We start from the raw sequence: 620 nt of genomic DNA, 5'->3' as shown, positions 1-620 counted from the left end.
CACTGCGCGAAACTGGGCTACACAATATGAAGGAAAGCTATTCGAAACAGGTGAACTCATAAAAGAAGAGGTCAAACACGAACGACCTTCCGGCATGCAAGCGTTTGTGCTCAATTCCAGGCGCCCCACATTGTCAAATAGCCAAGTGCGCCATGCCCTATCCTTCGCTTTTGACTTCGAATGGACAAACCAAAACCTGTTCCACTCTCAGTATCAACGGACCTCCAGTTACTTCGAAAATTCTGAATTGGCGTCCTCTGGCCTACCGGAAGGTGAAGAACTAGAGATCCTAAGCCGCTATAAAGAGCAACTACCAACCGAAGTATTTGAAAAAGAATTTACCGTTCCAACTACCGCAAAACCGAGCTCGTTGAGAAAAAACCTCCGCGCAGCCATGAAACTATTAGACGAAGCTGGTTTTCCAGTAAAAGATGGCAAAAGGCTAGATAAAAACGGAAAACCGCTGGAACTCGAGTTCTTGATGTTTCAAAAAGACTTTGAGCGTGTTATCCAGCCGTTTATCAAGAACCTTCAGAGGCTTGGTATAACGTCGCGTATATCTGTTGTTGATACAACGCAGTATATCAATCGACTCAGAGAGTTTGACTTCGATGTGATCG

At 45.0% G+C, this 620-nt stretch carries 1 protein-coding gene; it reads left to right on the top strand.

Features of this window, described 5'->3' with window-relative positions; genetic code table 11:
- Positions 1 to 94 precede the first annotated feature (94 nt).
- Positions 95 to 620, top strand: a 526-nt coding sequence (locus A3751_RS19490) for an ABC transporter substrate-binding protein (protein ID WP_369821263.1), incomplete at its 3' end; no start/stop codon positions are given.

This window comes from Oleiphilus sp. HI0080, assembly GCF_001635135.1.
This window is presented reverse-complemented; position numbering and strand designations above follow the sequence as displayed.